General features: G+C 72.9%; 20 protein-coding genes and 1 pseudogene. 11 read left to right on the forward strand and 10 right to left on the reverse strand.

Features of this window, described 5'->3' with window-relative positions; translation table 11 throughout:
- The first annotated feature begins 95 nt into the window (after nucleotides 1-95).
- Both HN013_RS03910 and HN013_RS03915 read left to right on the forward strand, forming a co-directional pair.
- Nucleotides 96-1,526 (forward strand): lipase maturation factor family protein, encoded by a 1,431-nt coding sequence (locus HN013_RS03910; protein WP_171162979.1) that lies wholly within the window; start codon nucleotides 96-98, stop codon nucleotides 1,524-1,526.
- 18 nt (nucleotides 1,527-1,544) lie between these two features.
- On the forward strand, nucleotides 1,545-2,555 hold the full coding sequence (locus tag HN013_RS03915) for a PHP domain-containing protein (RefSeq protein WP_171162982.1): 1,011 nt from the start codon (nucleotides 1,545-1,547) through the stop codon (nucleotides 2,553-2,555).
- 239 nt (nucleotides 2,556-2,794) lie between these two features.
- Here the strand turns inward: HN013_RS03915 and ligD are convergent, their stop codons facing one another.
- The 3 genes from ligD to HN013_RS03930 all read right to left on the reverse strand — a co-directional run bounded on the left by ligD (nucleotide 2,795) and on the right by HN013_RS03930 (nucleotide 7,559).
- The gene (gene ligD, locus HN013_RS03920; protein ID WP_171162984.1) at nucleotides 2,795-3,700 is read right to left on the reverse strand and encodes a non-homologous end-joining DNA ligase; all 906 of its coding nucleotides are present in this window, start codon (nucleotides 3,698-3,700) and stop codon (nucleotides 2,795-2,797) included.
- A 14-nt stretch (nucleotides 3,701-3,714) separates the two neighbouring features.
- Nucleotides 3,715-4,752 carry a Ku protein gene (locus tag HN013_RS03925; RefSeq protein ID WP_171162986.1) on the reverse strand — a complete coding sequence of 346 codons (1,038 nt, stop codon included), beginning with the start codon at nucleotides 4,750-4,752 and terminating at the stop codon, nucleotides 3,715-3,717.
- 107 nt (nucleotides 4,753-4,859) lie between these two features.
- Entirely contained in the window at nucleotides 4,860-7,559 is a 2,700-nt protein-coding gene (locus HN013_RS03930; RefSeq protein WP_171162988.1) for an AAA family ATPase, read from the reverse strand.
- A gap of 456 nt (nucleotides 7,560-8,015) precedes the next feature.
- Here HN013_RS03930 and HN013_RS03935 point away from each other — a divergent pair, with 456 nt between their 5' ends.
- From HN013_RS03935 to HN013_RS03955, 5 genes are read left to right on the forward strand one after another with little or no spacing between them, the layout of a single operon-like run.
- Nucleotides 8,016-9,497: a sensor histidine kinase KdpD gene (locus HN013_RS03935; RefSeq protein ID WP_171162990.1), complete on the forward strand. Its 1,482-nt coding sequence runs from the start codon at nucleotides 8,016-8,018 to the stop codon at nucleotides 9,495-9,497.
- Between the two features lie 4 nt (nucleotides 9,498-9,501).
- Complete coding sequence (locus HN013_RS03940) at nucleotides 9,502-9,909, forward strand: roadblock/LC7 domain-containing protein (RefSeq protein ID WP_171162992.1); 408 nt, start codon at nucleotides 9,502-9,504, stop codon at nucleotides 9,907-9,909.
- A complete protein-coding gene (locus tag HN013_RS03945) occupies nucleotides 9,906-10,268 on the forward strand; it encodes a DUF742 domain-containing protein (protein WP_171162994.1) in 363 nt (120 codons plus the stop codon). Before HN013_RS03940 ends, HN013_RS03945 begins: the two co-directional genes overlap by 4 nt.
- Nucleotides 10,249-10,872 (forward strand): ATP/GTP-binding protein, encoded by a 624-nt coding sequence (locus HN013_RS03950; protein ID WP_171162997.1) that lies wholly within the window; start codon nucleotides 10,249-10,251, stop codon nucleotides 10,870-10,872. The genes HN013_RS03945 and HN013_RS03950 overlap by 20 nt, the downstream gene beginning before the upstream one ends.
- A complete protein-coding gene (locus tag HN013_RS03955; protein ID WP_171162998.1) occupies nucleotides 10,869-12,338 on the forward strand; it encodes a cytochrome P450 in 1,470 nt (489 codons plus the stop codon). The genes HN013_RS03950 and HN013_RS03955 overlap by 4 nt, the downstream gene beginning before the upstream one ends.
- A 281-nt stretch (nucleotides 12,339-12,619) precedes the next feature.
- Here the strand turns inward: HN013_RS03955 and HN013_RS32640 are convergent.
- Nucleotides 12,620-13,450 (reverse strand): annotated as a pseudogene (locus HN013_RS32640) (terpene synthase family protein); the annotation flags it as partial.
- A 2-nt stretch (nucleotides 13,451-13,452) separates the two neighbouring features.
- On the reverse strand, nucleotides 13,453-14,361 hold the full coding sequence (locus HN013_RS03965; RefSeq protein WP_171163000.1) for a class I SAM-dependent methyltransferase: 909 nt from the start codon (nucleotides 14,359-14,361) through the stop codon (nucleotides 13,453-13,455).
- A gap of 562 nt (nucleotides 14,362-14,923) precedes the next feature.
- On the opposite strand from HN013_RS03965, the gene lnt reads away from it, so the two are divergent.
- The gene (lnt, locus tag HN013_RS03970; protein ID WP_171163002.1) at nucleotides 14,924-16,492 is read left to right on the forward strand and encodes an apolipoprotein N-acyltransferase; all 1,569 of its coding nucleotides are present in this window, start codon (nucleotides 14,924-14,926) and stop codon (nucleotides 16,490-16,492) included.
- Here the strand turns inward: lnt and HN013_RS03975 are convergent.
- Nucleotides 16,464-17,369 carry a Gfo/Idh/MocA family oxidoreductase gene (locus tag HN013_RS03975; protein WP_171163003.1) on the reverse strand — a complete coding sequence of 302 codons (906 nt, stop codon included), beginning with the start codon at nucleotides 17,367-17,369 and terminating at the stop codon, nucleotides 16,464-16,466. The two genes, lnt and HN013_RS03975, sit on opposite strands and share 29 nt — an antisense overlap.
- 120 nt (nucleotides 17,370-17,489) lie before the next feature.
- Between HN013_RS03975 and HN013_RS03980 the strand changes: the two genes are divergently transcribed.
- Together HN013_RS03980 and HN013_RS03985 are read left to right on the forward strand one after the other, a co-directional pair.
- Nucleotides 17,490-18,005, forward strand: a complete 516-nt coding sequence (locus tag HN013_RS03980; RefSeq protein ID WP_171163005.1) for a DinB family protein — start codon at nucleotides 17,490-17,492, stop codon at nucleotides 18,003-18,005.
- A 91-nt stretch (nucleotides 18,006-18,096) separates the two neighbouring features.
- On the forward strand, nucleotides 18,097-18,795 hold the full coding sequence (locus HN013_RS03985; RefSeq protein WP_171163007.1) for a hypothetical protein: 699 nt from the start codon (nucleotides 18,097-18,099) through the stop codon (nucleotides 18,793-18,795).
- A gap of 11 nt (nucleotides 18,796-18,806) precedes the next feature.
- On the opposite strand, the gene HN013_RS03990 is transcribed toward HN013_RS03985, so the two are convergent.
- Nucleotides 18,807-19,775, reverse strand: a complete 969-nt coding sequence (locus HN013_RS03990) for a YafY family protein (RefSeq protein ID WP_171163009.1) — start codon at nucleotides 19,773-19,775, stop codon at nucleotides 18,807-18,809.
- Nucleotides 19,776-19,888: 113 nt separating this feature from the next.
- On the opposite strand from HN013_RS03990, the gene HN013_RS03995 reads away from it, so the two are divergent.
- Nucleotides 19,889-20,296 (forward strand): DUF3224 domain-containing protein, encoded by a 408-nt coding sequence (locus tag HN013_RS03995; protein ID WP_171163011.1) that lies wholly within the window; start codon nucleotides 19,889-19,891, stop codon nucleotides 20,294-20,296.
- A 51-nt stretch (nucleotides 20,297-20,347) separates the two neighbouring features.
- Here the strand turns inward: HN013_RS03995 and HN013_RS04000 are convergent, their stop codons facing one another.
- The 3 genes from HN013_RS04000 to fabG all read right to left on the reverse strand — a co-directional run bounded on the left by HN013_RS04000 (nucleotide 20,348) and on the right by fabG (nucleotide 22,698).
- Complete coding sequence (locus HN013_RS04000; RefSeq protein WP_171163013.1) at nucleotides 20,348-21,034, reverse strand: uracil-DNA glycosylase; 687 nt, start codon at nucleotides 21,032-21,034, stop codon at nucleotides 20,348-20,350.
- A gap of 132 nt (nucleotides 21,035-21,166) precedes the next feature.
- Nucleotides 21,167-21,919 (reverse strand): SDR family oxidoreductase, encoded by a 753-nt coding sequence (locus HN013_RS04005; protein WP_171163015.1) that lies wholly within the window; start codon nucleotides 21,917-21,919, stop codon nucleotides 21,167-21,169.
- 17 nt (nucleotides 21,920-21,936) lie between these two features.
- Nucleotides 21,937-22,698 carry a 3-oxoacyl-ACP reductase FabG gene (gene fabG, locus HN013_RS04010; protein ID WP_171163016.1) on the reverse strand — a complete coding sequence of 254 codons (762 nt, stop codon included), beginning with the start codon at nucleotides 22,696-22,698 and terminating at the stop codon, nucleotides 21,937-21,939.
- Nucleotides 22,699-22,798: the final 100 nt, after the last annotated feature.

The raw sequence follows: 22,798 nt of genomic DNA on the forward strand, positions 1-22,798 counted from the left end.
CGGGAGGGGTGTGCGAGGTCCCCTTGCCGGGGGTGCATGAACCGCGGGGAAAGGGGGACACGTCGGTCCGCGGGGATCCGAGGAGTGCGACGGCCATGGAGTGGTTCACGGCATCCGGGTACTGGCTGAGCCGGCTGGTCCTCCAGCGCTCGCTCGCCGCTCTCTACCTGGTCGCCTTCGCCTCCGCCGCCCTCCAGTTCCGGGCCCTCATCGGGGAGCGCGGCATGCTGCCCGTCCCCCGCTTCCTGGCGTACGTCCCGGCGCGCGGGGCCCCCAGCCTGTTCCGGCTCCACTACTCCGACCGCTTCTTCGCCGCCTGCGCCTGGGGCGGGGCGCTGCTGTCCGCCGCGGTGGTGGCCGGTGCGGCCGACCTGGTGCCGCTGTGGGCCGCGATGCTGATGTGGGCGGCGCTGTGGGGGCTCTATCTGTCGATCGTCAACGTCGGCCAGACGTGGTACGGCTTCGGCTGGGAGTCCCTGCTGCTGGAGGCCGGGTTCCTGGCGGTGTTCCTGGGCAACGCGCGGACGGACCCCCCGGTCCTGGTGCTGTTCCTGTTCCGCTGGCTGCTCTTCCGGGTCGAGTTCGGCGCCGGGCTGATCAAGATGCGCGGCGACCGCTGCTGGCGCGACCTGACCTGCCTGTACTACCACCACGAGACCCAGCCCATGCCGGGCCCGCTGAGCTGGTTCTTCCACCGGCTCCCCCGGCCGCTGCACCGGGTGGAGACCGCCGCCAACCACGTCGCCCAGCTCGTGGTGCCCTTCGGGCTCTTCGCCCCGCAGCCGGTGGCGAGCGTCGCCGCGGGGCTGGTCATCGTCACCCAGCTCTGGCTGGTCGCCTCGGGCAACTTCGCCTGGCTCAACTGGGTGACCATCGTCCTCGCCTTCGCCGCCGTCGACGGCGACGCCATGGCCGAGCTGTTCTCCCTGCCCCGCCACTCCCCCGCCCCCGCGGCCCCCGTCTGGTACGAGGTCCTGGTCCTCGCGGTGACCGTCCTCGTCGCCGTGCTCAGCTGGTGGCCGGTGCGCAACCTGCTCTCCCGGAGCCAGCGCATGAACATGTCCTTCAACCCCTTCCACCTGGTCAACACCTACGGCGCCTTCGGCAGCGTCAACCGGAGCCGCTACGAGGTGGTCGTCGAGGGCACCTCGGACACCACGCTCGGCCCGGGGACCGAGTGGAAGGAGTACGGCTTCAAGGGCAAGCCGGGCGACCCACGCCGCCTCCCCCGGCAGTTCGCCCCCTGGCATCTGCGGCTCGACTGGCTGATGTGGTTCGCCGGGATCTCCCCCGCCTACGCCAGTGACTGGTTCGGACCGTTCGTCGAACGCCTGCTCCTCGGCGACCGCGACACCCTGCGGCTGCTGCGCCACAACCCCTTCCCCCACGCCCCGCCCGCCCACGTCCGCGCCCGGCTCTACCTCTACCGCTTCACCACCTGGCGCGAACTGCGCGACTCCGGGGCCTGGTGGCACCGGACGCTCGTCCGCGAATACCTGCCGCCGGCCGCCCTGCGACGGATCTGAACCCCGGAGGGACACGTCATGGACCCCGTGGAGGCCCTGGAACGCATCGCCTTCCTCCTCGAACGCGACCGCGCCCCCACCTACCGCGTCCAGGCCTTCCGCACGGCCGCCGACGTGATCTCCGCGATGCCCGCGGACGAGGTGCGCCGCCGCTCCGAGTCCGGAACGCTCACCGACCGCAAGGGCATCGGCCCGAAGACGGCCGGCGTCGTCGCCGAGGCCCTGCGCGGCGAGCTGCCCGGCTACCTCGCCCGGCTGGAGGAGGAGGCAGGCCGGCCCCTCACCTCGGGCGGCGAAACCCTGCGGGCCGCCCTGCGCGGCGACTGCCACCTGCACTCCGACTGGTCCGACGGCGGCAGCCCCATCGACGTCATGGCCCGCGCGGCACGCGACCTCGGCCACGAGTGGGCCGTCCTCACCGACCACTCCCCCCGGCTCACCATCGCCCGCGGGCTCTCCCCCGAGCGGCTGCGGCAGCAGCTCGACGTCGTCGCCGAGGTCAACGACCGGCTCGGCGACGGCTTCCGGCTCCTCACCGGCATCGAGTGCGACATCCTCCCCGACGGCTCCCTCGACCAGGAGGACGAGCTGCTCGACCGGCTCGACGTCGTCGTGGCCTCCGTCCACTCCAAGCTGCGGATGGACGCCGACAGCATGACCCGGCGGCTCGTCGCCGCGGTGGCCAATCCGCTGGTCGACGTCCTCGGCCACTGCACCGGGCGGCTCGTCGGCGGCAAGCGGCCCGAGTCCGTCTTCGACGCGGAGCTCGTCTTCACCGCCTGCGCGCGCTTCGGCACCGCCGTCGAGATCAACAGCCGGCCGGACCGGCTGGATCCGCCTCGGCGGCTCGTCCGGCTGGCGCTGGAGACGGGGGTGCTGTTCTCCATCGACAGCGATGCGCATGCGCCGGGGCAGTTGGACTGGCAGGTGCTGGGGTGTGCTCGGGCGGAGGAGTGCGGGGTGCCGGTGGAGCGGGTGATCACTGCGTGGGGGCTTGATGAGTTGCTGGGGTGGGTGCGGGGGAAGTGAGCCCCGGGCCCTCCCCCAGAGGGGGCACCCCCATTTCACCGTTTCTGCAGGGGCTGCGCCCCCGCACCCTCCTGAGCGCGCCTGCGGCGCGCGGCCTCAATCGCCGGCCGGGCTGGATTTCGCGCCCGGGCGCACACTTCAGCCCGTCCGGCGTTTGAGGACAACCGCGCGCAGCGCGGTTTCAGGGGGCTGGGGGCTTGCCCCCAGGAATCGGCGAAGGGGAGGGACCGGGGCACCCCTCACAACACCCTCCCCCGCACCCCCTCCCGCACCAACGCCCCCAACAAATCCCCCAACTCCCCCACCCTCCCCACCACATCCTCCGGCGTGAACGCCAAATCCCCCGGCTCCCTGCAAGCCCCCACCTCATCCCACGTCACAGGAGCGGCCACCCCGGGCCGCTCCTCCAGCAACCGCACCGTGTACGGCGCAGCAGTCGTCTTGGCGCTCGCGTTCTGGGACCAGTCGATGAGCACCTTCCCCCGCCGCTCCAGCTTGGCCATCGACACGACGACCAGCCCGGGATGCTCGCCCATCATCCGCGCGGCGAGCGCCTTCGCGTAGGCGCTGACCTCGCGGCCGGGGGCGGGGTGGATGGGGGCGTAGAGGTGGAGCCCCTTGGAGCCGGAGACGACGGGGGAGGCGGTGAGGCCGTCGTCGTCGAGGAGCTGGCGGAGGCGTTCGGCGACGCGGCAGCAGACGACGAGGTCGGTGCCGGGGCCGGGGTCGAGGTCGAGGACGAGGCGGTCGTGGGCGTCGCGTCCGGCGGCGGCCGTCCACTGGGGGACGTGCACCTCGTAGGCGCCGAGGTTCGCCATCGCGACGAGTGCGGCGATCGAGTCGATCACCACCTGCTCGGTGGTCCCGTCGCGGTGCGTGACGGTGGCGCGGGGCACCCAGTCGGGCGCCCCGGGGGGCGGGTTCTTGGCGACCCAGCTCTCGCCGGCCGGTCCCTCGGGGGCCCGGACGAAGGACGCGGGACGGCCGCTGATGTGCGGCAGCATCATGGGGGCGACCTGGGCGTAGTAGTGCAGGACCTGGGCCTTGGTGTGGCCGGAGGCGGGGAAGAGCACCCGTTCGAGGTGCGAGAGGGACAGGCGGTGGCCCTCGATCTCCACCGTCTGACGGCCGGGTGCGGCGGGCACGGCGGCGCCGTCCCTCAGGACGCCCTCTTCTTGCGCCGGCCGCCGCCGGACGGTGCCGCCGAGAGCGCCTTCACCAGCTCCTCGCGGCTCATCGAGGAACGGCCGGGGACGCCGGCCTCGGTGGCCCGCTGGTAGAGCTCGCTCTTGCTGAGCCCGTCCAGCTCGGCGGCGGCGGACTTCTTCGCGGCCTGCCGCGTGCGCCGCTTCTCGGCCGCCTCCTTCAACTGGACGGGCGGCGTCGGCTCCGGCGGCGCGGCGGCCGCCCGGCCGGTGCCGGTCCTGGCCTTGTCGATGCTGGCCTGCAACGCGCCCATGAGGTCGATGACATTGGTCGACCGCGGCGCCGGCTCGCTCTTCTCCACGGTCCCGCCGGCCCGCTTCGCCTGGACGAGTTCGAGGACCTTCTCCTGGAAGGTGTCGTGGTAGGTCTCCGGGTCCCAGTCCACGCTCAGCGCCTCGACGAGCTGGACCGCGGTGGCCAGTTCCCGCTCGGCGACCTTCTCCTTCTGCGGGAGCGTGCCGATCTCGGTGCGGGGGTCGCGGATCTCGTCGGCCCAGTGGAGGGTGTGCAGGGTCAGGATGTCGCCCTCGGCCTTCACGGCGACCAGGTATTCGCGGTTGCGCATCACGAAGGTGGCGATCCCGGCCCGGCGCGACCGGGACAGCGCCTCGTGCAGCAGGGCGTAGACCTTGGCGTACTCCTTGCTCTTCGGGCCCAGGTAGTACGTCTTGTCGAAGAAGATCGGGTCGATCGTGTCCAGGTCGACGAAGCCGCTGATCTCCAGGGCCTTGGACCGGCCGGGGGCGATCTCGTCCAGCTCGCCGGGTTCGACGACGACGTAGTCGTCCCCCATGTCGTACCCCTTGACGATCTCCGCGAGCGGCACCTCCTCGCCCGTGCGCTCGTTCACCCGCTTGTTGCGGACCCGGTCGGAGGTGCCGCGCTGGAGCTGGTTGAAGCGGATGGTGTGGCTCTCGGTCGCCGAGAACATCTGGACCGGCAGAGCCACCAGCCCGAAGGTGAGGGCACCGCTCCACACCGCATGCGCCATGACGTCCTCCACCTCGTGGTTTCTTCCATGGCACCCCGGTGGGGCGGAGATCGCATCCCGGCGCCCGGCGGGGGCACATCCCGCCGGGCCCGGACAGCCCGTACGGCTCAGTCCGTGCCGGGCGCCTCCCCGAGGGCGGTGAGCTCGGCGCGGGCGGTGCCGGCGAGCTCGTCCGCGCCGCACTCCCCGGCCAGCCGCAGGCCCTCGCGGAGCGGCGCCCCGGCCTCGCCGCCGCGGCCCGCCCGGTGCAGCGCGGTGCCCTGGTCGACCAGGGCGCGGGCGTACTCGTAGCGGCACGGGGACCGGACCAGGTGCTGGACGGCCTGCTCCAGCCGGGGCAGTGCCTCGGCCGGGCCGACGAGGGACGCGGACCGGCGCAGGGCCTCCCCGATGGCCGTGTCGGTGCCGAACCGCATGGCGTACCGGAGGGACCGGTCGGCGAGCTCCTTGGCCCGTTCCGGGTCCTCGGCCGCCACGGCGGTGGCCAGGTCGAGCGACCAGGGCGCCCACATCACGTTGTGCCTGCCGCGCTCCTCCAGGCGGTGGCCCGCCGCCTCCAGCTCGGCGATCGCCTCCTTGGTGCGGCCGAGGGCGAGCAGCAGCCGGCCCACCACGCAGGCGGCGTCCGGCATGACCATGGCGGGCGGGTAGGGCGGTCCGAACGAGTACTTCTCGGCCACGGCCTGGGCCTCCACGACGTCCCCCTTGGCCAGCAGGGTGTCGATCAGCAGACAGCTGCCGTCCCACTGGATGGGCACACCGGGCCCCAGCCGGTCGGCGAGCTTGAGGCCGTCGCGGAGGAAGCTCTCGGCGCGCCGCAGATCGCCGCGCCTGCGGTGGACGAGGCCGAGGAACTCGTGGGCGAAGGCGAGGTGTCCACCGCGCCAGCCGGAGATCTCGAACTCCCGGACCGCCTCGCCGAAGAGCTCCTCGGCCCGGTCCAGCCGGTCGCTGAAGGCGTAGGTGATGCCGATGATGCTGGGCAGTTCGAAGCCCCACTCGGTGTTGGTCCAGCCCATGCCGTCGGCGAGCCGCCCGTCCACCAGGACGCGGTCGGCCAGCTCGATGACCTGGAGCACGTCCTCGCCCTGGATCATGGCGTCGAAGGCCCGCAGGGCGAGCAGGGCCCGCTCCGCGTTGTCCCGTCCGCTGAGCCGCTCGGTCAGGCCGGCGATCTCCCGGGACCGGGTGTGGGCGCCCTCCTCCTCCAGCTGGATGCCCTTCCAGAGGAAGTGGGCGGCCTGGAGGCGCATCCGGCCGGGGCCGTCGGGCGTGTGGACGGCGTGCTCGGCCACCACTTCGGCGGCCTCGGTGAGCTGGCTGTTGTGCGCGTACGCCTGGGAGAGCCGGTAGGTGGCGTCGACGCGCAGGTCCTTGGGCAGGCCGGAGAGCGAGAGGGCCGACCGCAGGTGGTTGATGGTGGTCGGCGGCGAGGTCAGCAGGGCGGAGCAGCCGAGCTCGTAGAGCACCTCCGCCCGGTCCTCCTCCGGGGGCGGCTCGGCCAGGGCGCGTTCGAGACAGCGCTGCGCCGCCTCGGGGGCGCCGACGGCCAGGTGCTCGCGGGCGGCCTCGCGCAGCTGCCGGACGAGGTCGGGGTCGCCGTCCGGGTGGACCTCCAGGAGGTGGCGCGAGGCGGCGGCCGGGCCGTGGCCCGCGTTGGTGACCGCCCAAGCGGCGAGCCCGTGCATGGCCGTGCGGGCGGCGTCCGGGATGGCCCGGTAGACGGCGGTGGCGATGAGCGGGTGGACGAACTCCAGGTCGGTGACGCCCGTGAGGATGCGGGCCTCGCGCAGCCGGTCGGCGCAGACGGCGCCCTCGGCCGGGCTCATTCCGGCCAGCATGGCCGCCACCCGGACCGGGATCTCCGTGCCGAGCACCGACGCGCCCCAGGCGAACCGGGTGGTCGCGTTGCCCAGCCGCTCCAGCCGGGCGACCAGGCCGCTGCCGCGGGCGGCGGCGCCGAGTTCGCGCAGCAGGGCGGCGGACTCCTCCATCGGGCGCAGGCTGCGGTCCCGGGCCTTGGCGACGAGCTCGACGGCCTCGTAGGGGTTGCCGCCGGTGACGGCCCAGACCTCGCGGCAGAACGGGTCGTCGGCGTCCCGGCCCATGGCGGTGCGCACCAGCTCGGCCACCGCGCCCGGGGTCAGCGGGTGCAGGGTGACCGGGCGGTTGCCGCGGCCCTTGACCAGGTCGGCGAACGCCGGTGAGTGGGCGGGCAGTTCCTCCGGCCGGTAGGCGACGGCCAGCAGGATGGGCAGGTCGGTCAGCCGGACGGCGAAGGACGTCAGCCAGGCGAGCGACGCCGCGTCGGCCCAGTGCGCGTCGTCGACGATCAGGAGCAGCCGCTCCTTCGTCAGCGCGAACTGCGTGACCAGCCAGTCGAGTCCGTCGCGGACGCCCTGGGGGTCGGCCTGCGGGCCGACCGGCGGCGCGATGCCGAGCGCGGGGCCCGCGATGTCGTACCACTCGCCGAGCATCTCCCGCCGCTGCCGCTCCTCCATGGGCGCCAGGGCGGGTTGCAGCAACTGCCGTACGACGTGGAAGGGGACGGACTGGGCCTGCTCGCCGCCGCGGGCGGAGAGCACGGTGCAGCCGCCCCGGTCGACGGCCAGCCGGCGCATCTCGCCGAGCAGCGCCGTCTTGCCGACCCCGGCCTCGCCGCTGAACAGCAGGAGCCCGCCGGCCGCGGGGCCGTTCCCGTCCGTCTCCCCGCACAGGGCCGCCATGGCCCGCTCCGCGACGGCCACCTCCTGGTCGCGCTCGAACAGGGCGGTGTACGGGCGCCGTTCGTGCTCTTGCCGCGTCATGACGTGTCTCCCGTATGAGTGTGGTGGAGCGAGCCTAGCCGGACGTCCGGACGCCGGGGGAAGGGTTCGTCGGACGGACCACCCGAGAGCATGATCCGCCGATCATCCCGAACGCATTTTCAGGCCACTCAAAAATGTTTTCGAAAATGCGACCCCGGGGCCATTGTGATGCCTTTCGAATTCGCTCGTCAGCCCTTTCCGCGAATATGACAACTTCGCGCCGCAAGACCGCGCGACAGGCTACGCTCCATTCCCGCAGCGGTCGTGGCGACTGCGGCACGCTGCCGCCGACCGCCGCGCCGACGCGACCGGAGAACCCCGGCGAACCCGGGGAGACGCCGGGGAATCCGGGAACCTCGGCCCTGTCCCCACCCCCATGTCGGGCACCGGCGGCGACACCTCCCCAGAAGTCCCACGTCGTCTCCCGACTCATTCCCCCAAGCCCCGAGGAACTCGATGGTTGGTACTGGATCGTCACCTCAAGTCAGGCGGCCCGCCTCCTCCCTCATATGGCTGGTCCCCCCTGTAGTGCTGGCGGTCTGCACCGCCACCGCTGCCCTGCTGGCCCCACTTGAGGTCCGTACCCCGACGGCCTGGTGCGGTACGGCGGCGACCGTGGCGGTCGCCCTCACCTCGTCGGAAGCGGCCCGCCGTGGCCGCGTGATCAACTCCCTGCGCCGCCGGTGCGCGGAACAGGAGGCCGTTCTCCGGCACCAGCTCGCCCAACAGGAGTCGTCCACCGCGCGGTTGGCCAGTGATCTGCTGCCGAGGGCGGTGCGGCTGCTGCAGGTCGGCGCCGCCGCCGACGAGGTGGTGCGCGAGGTCGCGCCGTCCCCCTCGGACAACTCGCCGTTCGCCGCCGAACACCGCGCGGTCATCCGCTTCGTGGTGGACGCGGTCCAGGCGGAGGAGGGCCTGCGCGACTCGGCCCACCGGGCGTTCGTCAACATCGCGCGACGCGTGCAGGCGATCGTCCACCAACAGGCCACCGACCTCCGGGAGATGGAGGACCGGCACGGCAACACCCCCGAGGTCTTCAGCGACCTGCTGCACCTCGACCACGGGACCGCCCTGATCGGCCGGCTCGCGGACAGCATCGCCGTCCTCGGCGGCTCCCGCCCCGGCCGCCAGTGGAAGAACCCGGTGCCGCTGTACAACGTGCTGCGCGGCGCCATGTCCCGGATCATGGACTACCGCCGGGTCGACCTGCACTCCGTCGCCGACGTCGCCATCACTGGACCGGGCGTCGAGCCGGTCATCCACGCCGCCGCGGAACTGCTCGACAACGCCACCCGTTACTCCCCGCCCGAGACCCGGGTGCACCTGACGGCCGTCGAGATCCAGTCCGGCGTCGCCATCGAGATCGAGGACGCCGGCGTCGGCCTCACCGACGAGACCCGGCGGCGCACCGACGCGGTGCTGGAGCTCGCGGACCGCGGCTTCGACCTCAACGACCTGGGCGAGACCCCCCGCCTGGGCCTGGCCGTCGTCAGCCGGCTCGCGAAGAACTACGGCTTCCGGGTGTCGTTGCGGCCCTCGGCGTACGGCGGCGTGCGCGCCGTGCTGATCGTCCCCACCGATCTGGTGACCGCCAGCGCCACCCCCGGCGGCGAGATCGCCCGGGCCGCCACGCTGCCGCCCCCCAAGGTCCGCAAGAAGCCCGGCCGTCCGCTGCCCGACCCGCCGCCGCTGATGGAGACCCCGGCCGCCGATACGCAGACCGCCAACGGGCTCCCGCAGCGCCGGCGGCGCGCCCTGGGCATGGCCGCCCGCGCGGCGGCGGTCGCCCCCGCCGAGCCCGCGCCGCGGCCGGCGCCGGAGTCCGAGCCCACCCAGCCGGGCATGTGGCTGGCAGCCTTCACCAACGCCCTCAAGGGCGACGCTCCGGAGGGCGACCGGGGACAGAACAGTGATCACCCGTCAGACGAGAAAGAGTAGCCAAGTGACGCAGCAGCGGTTCAACATGGACTGGATGCTCAAGGATCTGGCATCCAGCGTGCCCCAGACCCGGCACGTGATCGTGCTGTCCTCGGACGGTCTGCGCATGGCTCAGCACGGCACGGACACCGACGCCGCGGACCGCCTGGCCGCCGCCTGCGCCGGACTGCAGAGCCTCTCCACCGCGGTGGCGGCCGAATTCCCGCACGGCAACGGGCAGATGCACCTGGTGGTGATCGAGGTCGACGGCGGCTTCTTCTACCTCATGGCGGCCGGAGCCGGTGCCTACCTGGCGGTGCTCGCCGACGACGACGTCGACGCCGGGCTGATGGGACAGCGGATGCGCGACCTGGTGGCCCGGATCGGGGAACACCTCACCAGTCCCCCGCGCGTCACCGGGCCGGTGGCATGAGCAAACCCGAAAGGGCGTGGGATCCCGGCAATCCGGACCGGTTGTACATCGTCACCAAGGGCTGCGGCGACGCGAAGACGGGGGTCACCAGGCTGGACCTGGTGACTCTGATCGTCGCCCGTACGGAGACCGACCCCGGTCTCCAGCCCGAGCACGAAACGATCGTACGCATGTGCGACTATCCGCTGTCCGTCGCCGAGATATCCGCTTACCTCACGCTGCCCGTCAGCACGGTGACCATTCTGCTCACGGACCTGCTCACCCGCGGTCATGTGGAAGCCAGACCACCGGTCCCCGTCGCTGCCCTTCCTGACGTAAGCCTCCTGGAGGCGGTGATGCATGGACTACAAAACCTCTGACCCCCACGCCGGTCCCCGGAGGGAGGACATCCTCCCGGCCACCGCCGCGGCCGCGGTGAAGGTCGTGATCGTGGGCGGATTCGGGGTGGGCAAGACCACCCTGGTCGGCGCGGTGAGCGAGATCAGACCGCTGACCACCGAGGAGACGATGACCCAGGCCGGCGTCGGCGTGGACGACATCGCGGGGATCGAGCACAAGAACGAGACCACCGTGGCCATGGACTTCGGCCGCATCAGCATCAACGAACAACTGGTGCTGTACCTGTTCGGCACGCCTGGGCAGGAGCGCTTCTGGTTTCTCTGGGACGGCCTCTTCGAGGGCGCCCTGGGCGCGGTGGTCCTCCTCGACACCCGTCGTCTGGAGGTCAGTTACGAAGTGGTGGGGATCCTGGAGGAGCGCGGTGTGCCGTTCGTGGTCGCCGTCAACACCTTCCCCGGCGCCCCCGTCCATCCCGTCCCGGAACTGCGGGCGGCGATGGACCTCCCCGAGTCCGTACCGATCTTCACCTGCGACGCCCGCAGCCGCGCCTCCTGCCGGGACGCCCTGATGACGCTCATGCGGTACCTGTACAGCCTCGCACACACCACCCCGGAGCCACAGTGACCCCTCCCGACGAGCACACCCGCGCCGACTCCGCGCAGCCGGCGCCGCCGCCGCGGTGCCCGGCCCACGCCTACGGGGACGGTGGTGTCGCCCGGTTGTACGGACCGGCCGCCGAGGCCGATCCCATGGGACTGTACGAGCAGTTGCGCGAGCGGCACGGTGCCGTGGCGCCCGTCCTGCTCAGCGGGGACGTCCCGGCCTGGCTGATCCTCGGCTACCGGGAGAACCTGGACGTCACCCGTACTCCGTCGCGGTTCTCCCGCGACTCGCGGATCTGGCGGGCGATGCGCGAGGGCCGGATCGGCCAGGAGCATCCGCTGGCCCCCATCGCCACCTGGCAGCCGATCTGTTCCATGGCCGACGGGCAGGCGCACGAGCGGTGGCGCGGCGCCATCAACGACTCCATCGCCCGGTTCGACCGGCGGGGCGTCCGCCGGTACATCACCCGGTTCGCCAACGAACTGATCGACGAGTTCTGCGCGTCGGGCGGCGCCGACCTGGTGCACGCCTTCGCGGAACCGCTGCCCATGATGGTGATGACCCAGCTCCTCGGCATGCACGAGGAGTACAGCCCCGAACTGGTGCAGGCCGCCCGGGACATGATCAAGGGCACCGAGACCGCGGTCCGCAGCAACGCCTTCGTCCAGGAGGCGCTGCACCGGACGGTGGCCCGCAAGCACGCCGAGCCGGGGCCCGACTTCACCAGCTGGCTGCTGGAGCACCCCGCCAAGCTGTCCGACGAGGAGGTCCAGCAGCACCTGCGGCTGGTGCTCATCGCCGCCTTCGAGACCACGGCGAACCTGATCGCCAACACCCTGCGGATGGTGCTGACCGACCCCCGGTGCCGCGCCAACCTGGCCGGCGGTCATATGACGCTGCCCGACGCGGTCGAGCAGACCCTGTGGGACGAACCGCCGTTCACCACGATCCTCGGCCGCTGGGCGACCCAGGACACCGAGCTCGCCGGGCACAAGATCAAGGCCGGGGACGCCCTCGTCCTGGGCCTGGCCGCGGCCAACGTGGACACGGCGATCCGGCCCGACCCCACGACCCCCGTCCACGGCAACCGCTCGCACCTGGCCTTCAGCGGTGGCGCCCATGAGTGCCCCGGCCAGGACATCGGCCGGGCCATCGCGGACACGGGCATCGACGCGCTGATGACCCGGCTCCCCGACGTCCGGCTCGCGGTGGCCGAGACCGAACTGCGCTGGGTCTCCGCGCTGATGTCCCGTCATCTGGTGGAGCTTCCGGTGGCGTTCACGGCGGCGGCTCCGCAGCCGGCCGCCCCTCCCGAGCCGGCGGACGCGCCGTCGGAGCGGGAGGGGGCCGACGCACCCGCCGAGGGTCAGAGCCCGGCCACCGACCGCCCGACGCGTATCCCGGGCCCGCCGGCCGCGGCCTCCTCCGCCGGACGGCCGCGCCGGTCCTGGTGGGGGTCGTTGGTCCGGTGGTTCCGCGGTGAGTGAGTCAGGGCGTCGAGCTGGTCCCACCACCAGGCGGCGGACGGTATGGGCAGCGGGCCGGTCGCCGGGTCGCTGGGCGTCTCCCGCCAGGTGATGCCGTAGGTCGCCCCCGGTACCGGAAGGTCGTACCGGTTCCGGGGGCTGGCGTAGCGGGGGGCCGCGTTCATCCACCGGATGCAGCCGGCGATGTAGTGGCCCAGCGCTTCGAGGTAGCGGGTCAGATCGGGGCCCGCGTCGCGGGCGATCCGCTCGCGCAGGGTCAGGAACAGGGTCATGGCACGGTCCCTTATGGCGAGGGCTTCCGTGAGCGCCTGTTCATGGGAGGTGCCGTTGTGGTGGGCGAGGACGTTGACGATGTTCTGGTCCGTGGTCTCGTGGTCGTCCTCCTTGGCGTAGGAGAAGAGGTCGTTGTCACAGCTGACGACGAACCCGGCGGCCTCGGTGAGGGCCTGGACGGGCGCGGCGGCCAGGTCGGCATCGGGGACCTCGAAGCCGTTGGCGATCTCGCTCCAGGCGAGCGAGAAGCGGGTGCCGTTGATCGAGGGCCGCAGGGCGACGTAGTCGGAGAGCGTGGGCATGACCCGGCGTTCGATATTGCTGACCTGCCAGGAGGCGCCGAACAGCCAGTCGCGCAGCCCCTCGGCCACCCGGCGGAGCTGGACCGGGGTGGCCCGGGCGCGGGTCCGGGCCGCGAGGTCCTCCAGGGCGATGTCGAAGGGCGAGCTGCCGAGCATGGCGGAGCCGGGCGCCTCCAGACAGCGGGAGATCCGGGCGTTCAGGTCGACGATGTGCGCGGTGTTGATGTCCGCGGCACCGGTGTCGTGCCAGAGGTCGTCGAGCGCGAAGGCCCAGTGGTTCCACTCGATGAACAGCAGCAGCGGCTCGTCGCTCCCGTGGGGGATCATCCGGCAGCTGAAGTCGGCGCTGTGGGTGGCGATGTTCCAGGCGCGGTCCGTGGCGTCGCGGAAGATGCCGGTGCCGTCCAGCCAGTCGATCGCGCGCCGTTCGAGCTCGTCGCGCCGCGGGTGGAGGGCGGGCGCGATCGGGCAGTAGAAGGGGGGCAGCCGCCAGCCGATCGCCGAGGCGCGCGGCGGGGCGCCGTGGGGTACGACCATGCTCAGTTGCCCTCCATCCGGAAGAGCAGCAGCCGGGTCTCGACGGCGTGATCGCGCCAGGCCCGGAAGAGCTTCCCGTGGGTGAGTGCGGATTCGTGCAGCCGGTCCACCGTGAACGGGGACGCCTCGCCCGTCCGGTGCGCCCGGTCCAGCTCGGCGGTGGTCCAGGCCATGGACTGGACCCAGAACTCCGCGACCCGGTCGGTGATGTCCTCGTCCTGCTCCAGCTCGAAGCCGGCCGCGCGGGCGGCCGAGATGTACTCGGCGAGGGTGCCCAGCCGGGTCTTGTAGTAGCTGTCGATGAACGAGGTCCACTCGGGCCGGCACAGGAAGTGCTCCTGGATGCCGAACCAGCCGCCGGGGCGCAGCGCCTTGGCGACGACGGTGAAGAGCCGTTCGCGGTCCATGTAACCGGAGCTCTCGATGGCCACGGCCGCGTCGTAGGTGGACTCCTCGCACTGGTCGTGGATGTCGCCGAGGACCGGGGTGACCAGGTCCTCGACGCCGGCCTCGCGGACGAGGTCGGCCATCACGGGGACGTGCTTGGCGGTGACGGTGATCGCGGTGACGGAGCTGCCGTACTCCTGGGCCCAGTAGATGGACCCGCCGCCGATGCCGCAGCCGATGTCGAAGAGCTGGTGCGGCGGGTTCTCCGGTACTCCCCACAGGCGGGCGGCGTGGTCGAGCGCGGTCTCCTGCGACGCCCGGAGGCGGTTGCGGAGGACGCGCTGCGAGACCGTTGTGTTGGGGTGGACTCCGGGTTCGAACATGCCCACGTGGAAATGGATCCGGGGGCCGGGGCCGTACTTGTGCAGGATTTCCGCGGTTTTCCTGGAGTAGTACGACGGTACCTGGGCCTCATCACTCACCGCATCCGAAGCTGCGGTCACCTCGGCGACAAGGTTGTCCATGGGATCCCTCCGGGACGTCAACGATCGGTGGACGGATGGAAGGGGAGTCGGGCTGCGGAAGGTCCCCGCCCCCGGCGACGACTGGATTGCCGTTCGATCACATGCGCGAGTCACGCCGCCCCCCAGCAACAAGCGACCAGCATTCCTGTCCAGTTTTGCCCGGTACCTGCCCAGGGCGGCTCGGCAATAACCCGTGATACGTACCGACGTGCGCCTTTCTGACGCGGCAGGTCAGGATCGTTTCGTTTCGCTTTGGACCGTATCGAGCGGTTCCTGCATTCCCCAGCGACTGGAAAGGCTGAAAATTGCACGCTGTTGTCGGGGTTTTGGCCTCGCCAGGGACCGATATCCGGACGCCCGGCAGATGGCCGGATCACGCTCGTGCGTATGGTGTGCAGGCGAGCGAAGGGGGCGCTTGCATTTGTGAGGATGCGCCCTTTCACGGCGACCCCCGGTTTCCGGGACGTCCCGGTGTGTCGCTGCCGCCCCACGGTTCGGCCCGCCGCGCACCACGCGCACACTGGTGTCCGAGCGGAACCCGGCCCTGACGAGGGAGAGCGTGATGACGGTGGTGACTGTGGCGTCGCAGAAACGGGAGCCCGGACCGTTTTCCGCCGCGCGGTGGCGGGCGCCGGCCGCGGTCGCCGCCGGCGCACTCCCGGCCCTCGCCTTCCCCGAACCGTCGTGGTGGTGGTTCGCCCATGTCGCCCTCGTCCCCTGGCTGCTCCTGGTGCGCTCGGCCCGCTCACCGCGCCGGGCCGCGCTGGAGGCGTGGCTGGGCGGCGCCGGCTTCCTGCTCGCCGTCCACCACTGGCTGCTGCCCAGCCTGCACGTCTTCATCCTGTTGCTCGCGGCGCTGCTGGGGCTGCTGTGGGTGCCCTGGGGACTGCTGGTGCACCGGCTGCTGGGCGGGCGGCCCGGGCCCGGCCGGGTCGCGGCGGCGCTAGTCCTCGTCCCCTCGGGCTGGCTGCTCGCCGAACTCGTCCGGTCCTGGGAGTACCTGGGCGGCCCCTGGGGGCTGCTCGGCGCGAGCCAGTGGCAGGTCCCACCGGCCCTGCGGCTGGCCTCGGTCGGGGGCGTCTGGCTCGTCGGGCTGCTGGTGGTCGCCGTCAACACCGCGCTGACCGCGGTGCTCGCCCTGCCCCGCGCCCGCCTCGTCGGGCTCGCGGGCCTCGTCGGCTGCGCCGCGGTCACGGCGGGCGTGTGGTGGTGGGCGCCGGTGCCCCGGGCGGCCGGGACGGTACGGATCGCGATCGTCCAGCCCGGCGTGGTCGACGGCCCGGGGAGCGTACGGGACCGCCTGGACCGCGAGGAGGCCCTCACCCGGACACTGGCCGGACGCGGGGTGGACCTGGTGGTGTGGGGCGAGAGCAGCGTCGGCACCGATCTCGGCGGCGATCCCGCGCTGCGCGCCCGGCTGGCCGCACTGTCCCGCACCGTCGGCGCCGACCTGCTGGTCAATGTGGACGCGCGCCGCTCCGACCGGCCCGGGATCTTCAAGAGCTCCGTATTGATCGGCCCGGACGGCCCCACGGGCGGCCGCTACGACAAGATGCGGCTGGTCCCCTTCGGCGAGTACGTGCCCGCCCGCTCCCTGCTGGGCTGGGCCACCTCCGTGGGCAAGGCGGCCACCGAGGACCGCAGGCGCGGCGAGCGGCAGGTGGTGCTGCCGCTGCCGTCCGGCCGCGGCGCGGGGCTCCGGATCGGGCCGCTGGTGTGCTTCGAGTCGGCGTTCCCCGACATGAGCCGGAAGCTGGCCGCCGACGGAGCCCAGGTGCTCGTCGCCCAGTCGTCGACCTCGACGTTCCAGCACAGCTGGGCGCCCGAGCAGCACGCCTCGCTGGCCGCACTGCGGGCCGCCGAGACCTGGCGGCCGATGGTGCACGCCACGCTGACCGGCACGAGCACGGTCGCCGACGCGCGCGGCCGTATGATCGGGCGCCCGCTGGGGACCGACACCAGCGCGGCCGCTGTCCGCGACGTCCCGCTGGCGAGCGGCACCAGCCCCTACGTACGGTACGGGGACTGGGCGGTGTACGCGGCCCTGGCGGCCCTGGCGCTGTACTGCGCTGTCGAGAGCGCCCTGTTCGTCCGGCGCAGGGTCAAGGCGTCCGCGCCGTCACCTCGTTGACGATCCGCTCGCACAACGCGTGGGTGCGCAGGGCGTCCTCGGCGTCGAGGGTCTTCCCCGCCCGGACCGCGTCGAGGAACGCCAGGACGCACTGCTCGATGCCGCGCTGCCGGGCGACGGACACCCAGTCGCCGCGGCGGCGCACGGCCCGCCGCCCCTGGTGGTCCACGACCTCCGCGAGGTCGAGCACCTGCCGCTTCCCGTCCTGCCCGGAGACCTCCAGGATCTCCTCGGTCGAGCCGTTCCTGCGGTTCATCACGCCGAGCGCGGTGAACCCGTCGCCCGCGAGCCGGAGGACGACGTGCTCGACGAGGCCGTCGGCCACCCGCGCCCGGACGTCCACGTCGTCGATCTCCCCCGGTGCCAGGAACCGCAGGGTGTCCACGACGTGGATGAAGTCGTCGAAGACCATGGACCGGACGTCCTCGGCGAGGCCCACCCGGTTCTTCTGGAGCAGGATCAGGTCGCGCGGGTGGGCGAGGCAGTCCGCGTAGTCGGGCGCGTGACGGCGGTTGAAGCCGACGCTCAGCGACACGCCCCGGTCCCGGGCCAGGCGGACCAGCCGCTCGCAGTCCGCCAGGTCGCGGGCGAGCGGCTTGTCCACGAAGACCGGGACGTCCGCCTCCAGCAGCCGGCCGACGAGCTCGGGGTGGACCGCGGTGGGGGCGTGCACGAGCACGGCGTCGGGGCCGGCGGCGAGCAGGGAGTCCAGACCGGTGTGGCGCTGTGCCTCCGGTATCCGGTAGGCGTCCCCGACTCGGGCCAGGGTGGCCGGTGTTCGCGTCTGGAAGTGCAGCTCCAGACCGGGCTGGGCGCCGAGCACCGGCAGGTACGCCTTCTGCGCGATGTCACCGAGTCCGATACAACCGACCTTCACAGGGCCTCCTCGAATACGTCCGTCCGAGCAGCATACGGGGGAGATCCGAAGCGCCCTCCGGGGCGCCCGGTGCGGACAGCACCTGGCGCGCCGCGCCCCGTCACGGCGAGGATGACCGCCATGACCGACCTCGCGCGGCAGAAGCCGCCCCACGTCGCCGACGAGCCCACGGCCCTGGGGGCGTTCCTCGACTTCCAGCGGGCCACCCTGGAGGAGAAGTGCGCGGGGCTGGACGACGCCCAGCTGCGCTCGGCGTCCGTGGCGCCGTCCACCCTGACGCTCCTGGGACTCGTCCGGCACCTGGCCGACGTCGAACGCCACTGGTTCCGGCGGGTGCTGAACGGCGAGGACGTCCCGCCCCGCTACTACGACGACGAGAACCCGGAGGGCGACTTCGAGTTCTCCGCGGAGGACACCTGGGAGGAGGCCTTCGCCGCCTGGCGGGAGGAGGTCGCGGTGGCGCGCGCGGCGGTCCGGGGGCGGGCGATGGACTCGTTGAGCACGGGGAAGCACCATCGCAGCGGGGATCCGGTCGATGTGCGGTGGCTCCACCTGCACATGATCGAGGAGTACGCCCGGCACAACGGGCACGCGGACCTCATCCGTGAGCGCATCGACGGAGCGACCGGAGTGTGACGGTCTCCAGGGGCGCGTGAGGACGGCCGTCGCTCCGCGTCACCCCTGAGGGGAGTTCCCAACTCCCGGTGGCCCCGGCATCGTTGGGTGGATGTCTCGTCTGCCCACGGCCGCGGTCCTGGTGGCGGTGGCCCTGTCGGCCACCGCAGGCTGCGTCTCCCTGTCCGGTCACCCGCCCCGGCACGGACCGTCCCGCGACGCCGGCCAGGAGCTCCGCCAGGGCCGCGACCGCGAATCCCTCGTCCGCACGGGCTCGGATCCGACGGCTCCGGACAGACCTGGCTCCCGGGCCCCGGGTACGGCGTCCGGCTCGCCCGGGGCCGCGCCGACGCAGCCCGGGGCGGAACGGCCGGAGTCCCCTGAGCGGGACGGGGACGTGCCGGTCCCCGGGCGGGAGCGGGCGAACGCCCCCGGCGCCGCGGCGTCCGAGGACGCCGACGACCCGGATTTCGCCCCTGAGCACCGGCGCTCCTCCCCCACCGCCCGGGAGCGGACGGAGGACCACCGTTCCGAGGCGCCAGCGCCTCCGGCCGCTCCTCCGGCACCCCCGCCGTCGGCTCCGCACCGGGCGCCGCCCTCCCCGCCGCGCTCCGCCGACCCTCCCCCGCAGCGCCCCAGCGAACCGGAACGCCCCCGGCCGGCCCCGGCCCCGGCTCCCGAACAGCACCGGCCCGCGCCGGCGCCACCGCCCCGGGCCCGGCCCGGCACGTGCGCGATGGGCGAGCAGTACGGGCGGTGGAAGCAGGGCAGCGACGCGTCGCGCATCTGCCGCCAGGTATACGGCGGTTGACGCCGGAGGGTTCAGCGGGCGGCGTACCGGGCGGCGAGGCCCGCCGCCGCGGCGGCGACCGCGGCGCGCAGTTCGGGCGGTGCCAGCACCTCGGCCTCCTCGCCGAGGCCGAGGACGTCGTGGACCGCGACGGGCAGGGCCTCGACCGGCAGCGTGACCTCCACCCGGCCCTCGGCGTCCGGCGCACCGGCCCCGTCCACGGCCCGCGCGCCGGCGGTGCCGAACTTGGCGGGCAGCAGCCGGAGTCCGCTCGGCGTGACGCGCAGCCGGGCCTCGCCCTGGTGACGCATGGCTTCCAGCCGCCGGGACGTCTCCGCCCAGGTGGCGGCCAGGTCGAAGTCCCGCGGACGCTCGAAGCGGCCGGGCAGCGCCTCGGCGGCGAGGATCCGGCCGACCCGGTAGGTACGGGTGTCGGTCCCCGCGCGGGCGACGAGGTACCAGATGCCCCCTTTGAGGACGAGGCCCAGCGGGTGCAGCTCCCGGTGCACGTCACCCTTCCAGCGGCGGTAGTGGACGCGCAGCACGCGCTGCTGCCAGACGGCGTCGGCGACGGCCGCGAGGTGCGGCACCGGTTCGGCGTCGCGGAACCAGGCGGGGGCGTCAAGGTGGAAGCGTTCCTGGACGCGGCGGGAGCGCTCCCCGAGCCCGGCCGGAAGGGCTGCCTCCAGTTTGAGCCGGGCCGCGGCGAGGTCGGCGCCCAGCCCCAGTTCGGCCGCGGCGCCGGGCACGGCGGCGAGGAACAGGGAGCCTGCCTCGTCCTCGGTGAGGCCGGTCAGCCGGGTCCGGTAGCCGTCGACCAGCCGGTAGCCGCCCGCCGGGCCGCGGTCGGCGTGGACGGGGACGCCGGCGGCGCCCAGGGCCTCGATGTCCCGGTAGACCGTGCGGACCGACACCTCCAGTTCCGCGGCCAGTTCGGGCGCTGTCATCCGGCCCCGGTTCTGGAGCAGGAGGAGCAGCGAGAGGAGGCGGTCGGCGCGCATCCCCGCATCCTTCCACCGCCGGTTCCCGTACCTGACAGGAGGTGTCAGGTACGGGCGGCAGGCTGGTCGCGAGCCGCCCGGACCGTCCGGCGGCGCGACCGGGAGGAACCCGTATGACCACGCACTCCGACTCCTCGTTCACCTCCGCCGACTGGGAGGAGCACGAGCTCGGCCGGACGGAGGGCGGCGCCCGCCTCGCTCGGGCGACCGTGCGCAACACCTACACCGGCGTCATCGAGGCGGCCGGCACCGACTGCGCCTACACCGTCGTCTACGCGCCGGACGAGACCGGCGTCTTCTCCGGCTACCAGCGGTTCGAGGGCACGGTGGGGGGCCGTAAGGGCGGCTTCGTCCTGCGGGAGTCGGGCACCTTCGACGAACGGGGCACGGTGCACTGCTCGTTCGAGGTGGTGGCCGGCTCCGGCAGCGGTGAGCTGACCGGACTGACCGGCAGCGGCGGCTACACGGCGGAGCACGGGCTCAAGGCCGTTCCGTACCGTTTCGACCACGTCGTCGGCTGACGGGGCACGGGCTCCGGCCGTCGGGTCCCCCGCCCCGACGGCCGCGACCCGTCAGACCTCCAGGTCGGGGATCTGCCAGTCGATCGGCTCGTGCCCCTGGGCCGCGACGGCCTCGTTGATCTGGCCGAAGGGGCGGCTGCCGAAGAACCGCTTGGCCGACAGCGGCGACGGGTGGGCGCCCTTGACGACGACGTGCCGGGACTCGTCGATCAGGGGGAGCTTCTTCTGCGCGTAGTTGCCCCACAGCACGAAGACCGCCGGGTCGGGCCGCTCGGCGACGGAGCGGATCACGGCGTCCGTGAACTTCTCCCAGCCCTTGCCCTTGTGGGAGTTGGGCTCCCCGCCGCGGACCGTCAGCACCGCGTTGAGCAGCAGGACGCCCTGCCGGGCCCAGGGCATCAGGTAGCCGTTGTCGGGCACGTCGTACCCGAGCTCCTCCCGCATCTCCTTGTAGATGTTGCGCAGGGAGGGCGGCGTCTTGACACCGGGGCGGACCGAGAAGCACAGGCCGTGCCCCTGGCCGGCGCCGTGGTAGGGGTCCTGGCCGAGGATGAGGACCTTGACCCGGTCGTAGGGGGTGGCGTCCAGGGCGGCGAACACCTCGCCGCGCGGCGGGTACACCGGCGCCTTGGCCCGCTCGTCCTCGACGAAGTCGGTCAGCTCTTTGAAGTAGGGCTTCTCCAGTTCCTCGCCGAGAACGGCACGCCAGGATTCGGGCAGCACGTCGGTGACCGTCACGTCAGCAACCTCCGGGGTCGTTTCTTGATCTCGTGCAAGAACCTACCGGTGACCACTGACAACGCCTCCCGCGCGGGGTGGCGGGCGCCCCCGGACCCCGGCGTCGCGGCCCCGGACCCCGGCGTTGAGGCCTCAGACCCCGGCGTTGAGAAAGAGGCCGCCGTCCACGACGAGGGTCTGCCCGGTGATCCAGCCCGCCGCGTCGGACAGCAGGAACGCCACCGCGCCCGCCACGTCCTCCGGGGCGCCCAGCCGGCCGAGCGGGTAGGAGGCGGTGGCCTCCGACTCGCGTCCCTCGTAGAGGGCGGCGGCGAACTTCGTCTTCACCACCGCGGGGGCGACGGTGTTGACGCGCACCCCGGGGGCCATCTCGTGCGCGAGCTGGAGCGAGAGGTTGGCCATGGCGGCCTTGCTCATGCCGTAGGCACCGACGAAGGGTGCCGCGGCGAGCCCGGCGATGGAGCTGATGTTGACGATCGCCCCGCCGTTCTCCTTCTGCCACGCCCGCCACGTCTGCTGGGCGAAGCCGAGGGCCGAGACGACATTGGTCTCGAAGACCTTGCGGGCGACGGCGGGATCGGTCTCGGTGATCGGACCGAACACCGGGTTGGTCCCCGCGTTGTTGACGAGGTGGTCGACGCGGCCGAAGGCCTCCATCGCGCGCTCGACGGCGGCGGCCTGATGGGCATCGTCGTGCGCCTTGCCGGGCACGCCGAGCGCCCGGTCCGCGCCCAGCCGCTCGACGGCCGCCTTGAGGGCGTCCTCGTTGCGGCCGGTGATGACGACCCGGTCGCCCCGGGCCACGAGGGCCTCCGCGACGGCGTAGCCGATGCCGCGGCTGGCGCCGGTGATCAGCGCCACGCGGCCGGTGTCCTGGGTGCTCATGGCTGCCTGTTCCCCGTTCAGTCGAGCGGTCCGCCGGCCACGTACAGGACCTGGCCGGAGACGAAGCCGGCCTGCTCGCCGGTGAAGAAGGCGATCGCGTTCGCGATGTCCTCCGGCTGCCCCACGCGCCCCACCGGGATCTCCCCGGCCGCGGCGGCCTGGAGGTCGTCGAACCCGATGCCGATCCGGGCGGCCGTGGCCGCGGTCATGTCGGTGGCGATGAACCCGGGGGCGACGGCGTTGACGGTGACGCCGAACTTGCCGAGCTCCTTGGCGAGCGTCTTGGTGAAGCCCTGCAGACCGGCCTTGGCCGCCGAGTAGTTGGCCTGGCCGCGGTTGCCGAGGGCGGAGCTGCTGGAGAGGTTGACGATGCGGCCCCAGCCGGCGTCCACCATGTGCTTCTGGCAGGCGCGCGCCATCAGGAACGCGCCGCGCAGGTGCACGTTCATGACGGTGTCCCAGTCGCTCTCGCTCATCTTGAACAGCAGGTTGTCGCGGAGCACCCCGGCGTTGTTGACGAGCACGGACGGCGCGCCGAGCTCCGCGGCCACCCGTGTGACGGCGGCGGCCACCTGGTCGGCGTCGGAGACGTCGCAGCCGACGGCGAGCGCCTCGCCGCCGGCCCGGGTGATCTGCCCGACGGTGTCCGCGCAGGCCGCCTCGTCGAGGTCGAGGACGGCGACGGCGCGGCCTTCCGCCGCGAGGCGCAGGGCTGTCGCGGCGCCGATGCCACGGGCGGCGCCCGTGACGACGGCCACCCGCCGTTCGGTGGTCAGCATGGGGTCTCTCCTCACCTCGGGCGGCGCGCCCGGCCGGTGCGAGCGGGCCGGGCAGCCCCTCGGACGGCGGGTGAGCAACCGCTCAGTAGCTTCGGCCGAT

This window comes from Streptomyces sp. I05A-00742 (assembly GCF_013055795.1).
Lineage (GTDB): Bacteria > Actinomycetota > Actinomycetes > Streptomycetales > Streptomycetaceae > Streptomyces.